The 6,076-nt window shown below is 55.9% G+C and carries 6 protein-coding genes; all 6 read left to right on the top strand.

The window, feature by feature from the left end:
- Positions 1-566 precede the first annotated feature (566 nt).
- The 6 genes from WC515_07025 (at position 567) to gatA (ending at position 6,076) form a co-directional block, all read left to right on the top strand.
- Positions 567-1,448, top strand: coding sequence for a peptidyl-prolyl cis-trans isomerase (locus WC515_07025; protein ID MFA5147107.1), 882 nt, complete (start codon positions 567-569; stop codon positions 1,446-1,448).
- Complete coding sequence (locus WC515_07020) at positions 1,445-2,410, top strand: peptidylprolyl isomerase (protein ID MFA5147106.1); 966 nt, start codon at positions 1,445-1,447, stop codon at positions 2,408-2,410. Before WC515_07025 ends, WC515_07020 begins: the two co-directional genes overlap by 4 nt.
- Positions 2,388-3,392, top strand: a complete 1,005-nt coding sequence (gene pdxA / locus WC515_07015; GenBank protein MFA5147105.1) for a 4-hydroxythreonine-4-phosphate dehydrogenase PdxA — start codon at positions 2,388-2,390, stop codon at positions 3,390-3,392. The genes WC515_07020 and pdxA overlap by 23 nt, the downstream gene beginning before the upstream one ends.
- Positions 3,380-4,225, top strand: coding sequence for a 16S rRNA (adenine(1518)-N(6)/adenine(1519)-N(6))-dimethyltransferase RsmA (gene rsmA / locus WC515_07010; protein ID MFA5147104.1), 846 nt, complete (start codon positions 3,380-3,382; stop codon positions 4,223-4,225). Before pdxA ends, rsmA begins: the two co-directional genes overlap by 13 nt.
- Before the next feature lie 97 nt (positions 4,226-4,322).
- A complete protein-coding gene (gatC, locus tag WC515_07005; GenBank protein ID MFA5147103.1) occupies positions 4,323-4,619 on the top strand; it encodes an Asp-tRNA(Asn)/Glu-tRNA(Gln) amidotransferase subunit GatC in 297 nt (98 codons plus the stop codon).
- Positions 4,620-4,624: 5 nt separating this feature from the next.
- Positions 4,625-6,076: an Asp-tRNA(Asn)/Glu-tRNA(Gln) amidotransferase subunit GatA gene (gene gatA / locus WC515_07000; protein MFA5147102.1), complete on the top strand. Its 1,452-nt coding sequence runs from the start codon at positions 4,625-4,627 to the stop codon at positions 6,074-6,076.

The raw sequence follows: 6,076 nt of genomic DNA, 5'->3' as shown, positions 1-6,076 counted from the left end.
TACGGGTGCATATATCCTTTCATCTCTTGCCTCGGTCAGTTCCTGCATTCGCTCGACGTAAATTCCGCCTTCGCATTCAATGCTAAATAGGCCGGGTGCTTCGGCGGATTTCGCCGAAGGTTATCTATCCTGATTAGCAACTCACACGAAGGCGAACCTTGTGCACCGATAAGGGATAGCAGGTATTGCCGAAAAAATTCTAATGGCCGTTCACAGTACCCTTCGTGCGGCAGCGAATGATAAAATTTTTACGGGTGACGCGACCGAGCCTTTTGTCGCACAGGGGCGCTACGGCGATGTGCTATACCACGATCGGATCGCACTACGCCTCATCGGTCACAGCCCCTATAGAACAAAAGGCGAGGGAGCGGCAGGACCCGTAAAAATTTGCCCATGGGAGATACCCCACCGGAGAGGGGACCGGATAGAAGACGAAAAATTTTAGGGCGACCTAGGATGGGACCCTCAAATTTTCTGTGCTCGGTAAATCGTAGGATTCTACTGGCTTAGCCAGCAAAAAAAACGGCCTTGAAGACGGCGCGTATTTATGCTATCATATTGCTATTATGAGAAGATTATCACCTGTTACTATAAGCATCGGCATATCCATGGCCCTTGCCATCGGCCTGATATCGGCGGGTTGCGGGAAGAAGGGCACCGGCGATAAGGTGCTTGCGAACGTCAGCAATAAGGCCATAACCACGAAGGACTTCGAGCGCCGGATAGCCCGGCTTCCAGCCTATTACAGGGACATCGCGGACAAGAATAAAAAGCGGTTCCTGGACGAGTACGTCATGGAGACGATATTCTATGAGGAGGCGGTCAGGAAGGGCATCGACAGGGACCGGGAAGTGAAGGATATACTGGAAGAGGCGAAGAAGAAGATATTGATCACCAAACTGCTCAAGAACGAAGTCGATGACAAGATACAGATAAGCGACGGGGAAGTGACGCAGTTTTACGAAGACCACAAAGATGATTTTAAGACGCCGGAACTGTGGAGGGCGTCCCACATACTTGTAGCTACCGAAGAAGAGGCGAGGGCGGTCCAGGCGGAACTTGCCGGCGGGGCCAGCTTTGAAGAGCTCGCCAGGGCGCGCTCAACGGACGCCACCGCCAGCCGCGGAGGGGATGTGGGATATTTCAGGATGGGACAGCTCGTCCCGGAGTTCGAGAACGCCTGCCTTAAACTGAAAGTGGGCGAGACGAGCGATATAGTCCGTACCCAGTTCGGATACCATATAATAAAATTGACCGACCGGAAAGAGCCGGGCGTGGAGACGTTGGACAGGGTCAGGCGGGCCATAGAAGAAGAGCTCAGGAAGCGTAAGCGCGCCGATCAGTTCGATCTCTTTATGGCCGGGCTGAAGGAGAGGTACAACGTCCGCGTTGACGAAGACGCGGTAGGGCCGGACGGGGGAGATGCGGATAAGCCCGCAGCGCAATGAAGACCATGAAAAAAATATTGACGACAGCATTCATCTGTTTCGCGGCGGCGGTCCAGGCGATGCCCGCCTTCGCCGAGGTGCTGGACAAGATAGAGGTGGTGGTCAACAGCGAGCTCATAACGCGGCGCGAGATCGACCGTATACTTGAACCCATATATGAGCAGTACCGTACGGTCTATTACGGCGACGATCTCATACAGAAGCTGGATGAGGCCAGGCAGAAGGTCCTCAACCAGCTTATAGAAGACCGTCTTATCCTGAGCGAAGCGAAGCGCCTTAATGTGACGGTGGACGAAAAAGAGGTGGATGAAAGGCTGGATGAGGCCAAAAAACAATTTGATTCCAACGAAGCGTTCGAGCGCGCCCTCCTGGAGCAGGGCATTGCGGCCAAAGACCTGAGGAAGCGTTACAGGGAACAGCTCATGATGAGACGGCTGATCGACCAGAAGGTCGGGTCGAAAGTGAACGTGACCCCGGGCGAGATATCCGATTATTACAAAGCGCATATAAACGAATACGAGCAGGGCGAGGACCTCAAGGTCAGGAATATACTTATAAGGCCGGAAGAAGGTCCCGACGGCGCCGGTAAGGCCTTAAGCCTGGCGAACGAGATCCTTAAACGCATCAAAGACGGGGGCGACTTCGATGCGCTCGCCAAGGGGTATTCGCAGGGGCCCTACGCCGAAGAGGGCGGCCTGATGGGGTATGTCAAGAAGGGCGACCTCCTGCCCGAGATAGAGTCGGTCGTATTCAGCATGAAGGAAGGGGAAGTGTCGGGCGTGATCGAAACGAGCCTCGGATATCACATATTCAAGGTCGAGGAGAAGCGGAAGGGCAGGATAAGAGAGCTTTCCGAAGTGAAGAGGGAGATAGAACAGGCGATATTCAGGGAAAAGATAAAGGGAAAGATAGAAGGGTGGGTTGAGGATCTGAAGAAGAATGCCTACATCGACTTCAAATAAACCCTCCGTCATCATCACCATGGGCGACCCCGCCGGCATAGGCGCGGAGGTCACGGTGAAAGCGCTGGCAAGCCGGGAAATTTCAGGGCTTGCCAATTTTTTGGTCATAGGGGACCTTTCCGTAATAGAAAAGGCGGGAAAAAGGTCCGGCGTAAGATGCGGGTTCGATATCCTCGACCTCGCGAACGTCAGCCGGAAAGATCTCCGGTGCGGCCGATCGCGCCCGGAATACGGCAGGGCGGCGATCGAGTACCTGGATACCGCGCTGGAGATACTTAAAAAGGGAAGGGCGGACGCCCTCGTCACCGGGCCCGTCAACAAAGCGTCGATCAATCTATTTTTACACGATACCCTATACCCTAAACCCTATACCCTATTCGAAGGCCACACCGAGTACCTCGCCGCCAGGACGCGCACCCGGCACGTGGCGATGATCTTCGTATCGCAAGACCTGAAGATAACCCTTGTCACAAGGCACATAGCCCTGAAGGATGTCCCCGGCGCTATAACCTCCGATGCGATATACCGGACCATAGAGCTCACGCGCGCTTCCCTGAAATACTTTTTCGGGATACGCCATCCTAAGATATGCGTATCCGGGCTGAACCCCCACGCCGGAGAGGGCGGGCGTTTCGGTGACGAAGAGAAGAGGGTGATCCTGCCGGCGGTCAGGCGCGCCGCTCTAAAATTCGGCGGTATATACGGTCCGGCGGTGCCGGACGTGGTATTCTACGACGCGCTCAATAAGAAGTATGATGCCGTGGTCGCGATCTACCACGACCAGGGTCTCATACCTTTCAAGATGCTCCATTTTAAAGACGGCGTGAACCTGACGGTCGGCCTCCCTTTCATCAGGACATCCCCGGACCACGGTACGGCGTTCGATATCGCCGGCAAAGGCATTGCCGACCCGTCATCGATGAAAGAGGCGATACGCCTGGCATGCCGCCTTGCGGCAAAACGGGACCGATGCTCACGATAAGCCAGCTGAAAGACGTCTTCTCCGGATACGGTTTCACCCCGCTGAAACGGCTCGGTGAAAATTACCTTGTCGACACCAATATAAAGGACAAGATAATAGCCGAGGCGCGCATAGGACGCGGCGACACGGTCCTGGAGATAGGCCCCGGGCTGGGGGCCCTGACGATAGACCTGGCCAAGACAGGGGCGAGGGTCTGCGCCGTAGACAAGGACAAGAAGGCTGTCGCGATCCTGCGCGATCTCGCCGGAGGAGACCACCCCAACCTTAAGATACTTAACGGCGACATCCTGTCGTTCGATATAGGAGAGATCGCCGCCGGTAAAAAGATAAAGGTCGTCGGGAACCTCCCGTATTACATAACCACGCCCGTCCTGGAGCACCTTATAAAACACCGCGCATCGATAGAGTCGATACTCGTAACCGTCCAGAAGGAAGTGGCCGGCCGCCTGATGGCTTCGCCCGGCGAGGATGATTACGGGGCCATCAGCTGTTTTGTCCAGTATTACATGTCGCCGACATATCTGCATACGATAAAGCGCAACTCTTTCTATCCCGTGCCGGGCGTAGATTCGGCGCTGATGCGCCTGGACGTCCGCGAACAACCGCCGGTGAGCGTCGCGGACGAGGCCATATTCTTCAGGATCGTCAGGGGCGCATTCAACCAGAGGCGGAAGGTGATCCTGAACTCGCTCTCCCGGAAGGGTGTCCTCAATATATCCAAGAAGCGCCTCCAGGAAGTGCTCGCGGAGAACGGCATATCCGCCGATTCACGGCCCGAGCGCCTGGCCCTCTCCGACTTCGCCGCCATCTCCGACGCATTCTCGGGTTGGTAAGAGTGACGCCTCGTTAATGTCCAATGTCAAATTAACCTGGCATTTGACAAAGCGAACGGCGTGTGGTAAGTTATAACAAAAGCGAGGTTTTTGGGACGTGAAGATCGACACGGATACCGTGAAGCACGTTGCTCTCCTTTCGCGCCTGCGCCTTAGCGATAAGGAGCTCGAGCTCTATTCGAGACAATTAGCTGCTATATTAACATATATAAAGAAATTAGATGAATTGAATACCGCCGATACCCCGCCAACGAGTCATGTCCTCTCTGATCTCAGGAACGTAGACCGCAAAGATGAAGTCCGGCCGTCTCTTCCGGTCGAAGATGTGCTGGCGAATGCGCCTGAGAGAGAGGAAGATTTCTTCAGGATACCCAAGGTGATAGAGGGGAAATAGCGCCGATGGAAAAGATCTGTGAGCTCACCGCGCACGAACTCAGAGCGAAGATGGAAAAGGGGGAGCTGGACGCGGCCTCGCTTCTGGACGGGACGTTCGCGCGGATAAAGAGCGTCAACCCGAAAGTGAACGCCTGCATAACTCTCAACGAGGCCGGTGCGCGCAAGGCGGCGGCCTCAGTCGATATCTCCGTCCCCGGAAGGCCTCTTGCCGGCATATCCATAGCCATAAAAGACAATATCTGCGTAAAAGGCGAAGAGACGACATGCGCCTCCAGGATCCTGAAAGGTTTTAAACCGCCGTATGATGCTACGGTCATAAAGCGCCTGAAGGACGCGGGCGCTCTCCTGATAGGGAAGGCCAATATGGACGAGTTTGCCTTCGGATCGTCCTGTGAGACGTCATGCTACGGCCCGACGCGTAACCCATGGGACCCATCCCGCATACCGGGCGGATCGAGCGGCGGTTCCGCGGCCGCCGTGGCGGCCGGTCTTGCCGCCATGGCCATAGGCTCTGACACGGGCGGCTCGATACGCCAGCCGGCGGCGATGTGCGGTGTCGTCGGGATGAAGCCGACATACGGCAGGGTCTCCCGTTACGGGCTCATCGCGTTCGCTTCGAGCCTGGACCAGATCGGGCCCATAACCAGGGATGTAGAGGACGCCGCGTCGCTCTTAAGCGTTATAGCCGGATACGACGATATGGATTCGACGTCCGCCGATATGGCCGTGCCGGACTACCGCCTGTCCATGAAAGCCGGGATAAAGGGGATGAGGATCGGTATACCGGGCGAATACTTTATAGAGGGGATAGACCCCGAAGTGCTGAAGGCGGTGAAGGACGCCGTAAAGCTTTTCGAAAAGCTGGGCGCCGCCGTAAAGGAGATATCGCTTCCGCATACCGATTACGCGGTAAGCACCTACTACATCGTTGCGCCGGCAGAGGCGAGTTCGAATTTGGCGCGGTTCGACGGCGTCCAATACGGCCTGCGCGCCGCCGGCTCGAAAGACCTTATCGACATGTATATAAGGACGCGCTCGCAGGGGTTCGGCGATGAAGCGAAGCGCAGGATACTTCTCGGGACTTACTCGCTTTCGAGCGGTTATTATGACGCGTATTACCTGAAGGCATTGAAGGTGAGGACGAAGATACGGGAAGATTTTATAAAGGCGTTCTCGGCCGTCGACTGTATAGTCACCCCGACCGCGCCGACCGCCGCGTTCGGGATCGGCGAGAAATCGGAAGACCCGCTCAGCATGTACCTCTCCGACATATTCACGATCCCGGCGAACCTTGCCGGGATACCGGCGATGTCGATACCGTGCGGTTTCACGAAGGAAGGTCTGCCGGTGGGGCTCCAGATACTCGCGGACGCGTTCTGCGAAGAGAAGATATTCAGCGCGGCGTACGCATACGAGCGCGCGACGGAGTGGCATAAGAGACACCCGGCCTTGTGA

It is taken from the genome of Candidatus Omnitrophota bacterium, assembly GCA_041650805.1.
Taxonomy (GTDB): domain Bacteria; phylum Omnitrophota; class Gorgyraeia; order 2-01-FULL-45-10; family 2-01-FULL-45-10; genus JBAZKM01.
Note: the sequence above shows the minus strand (reverse complement) of the source record. Positions and strands in the feature narration are given on the sequence as shown.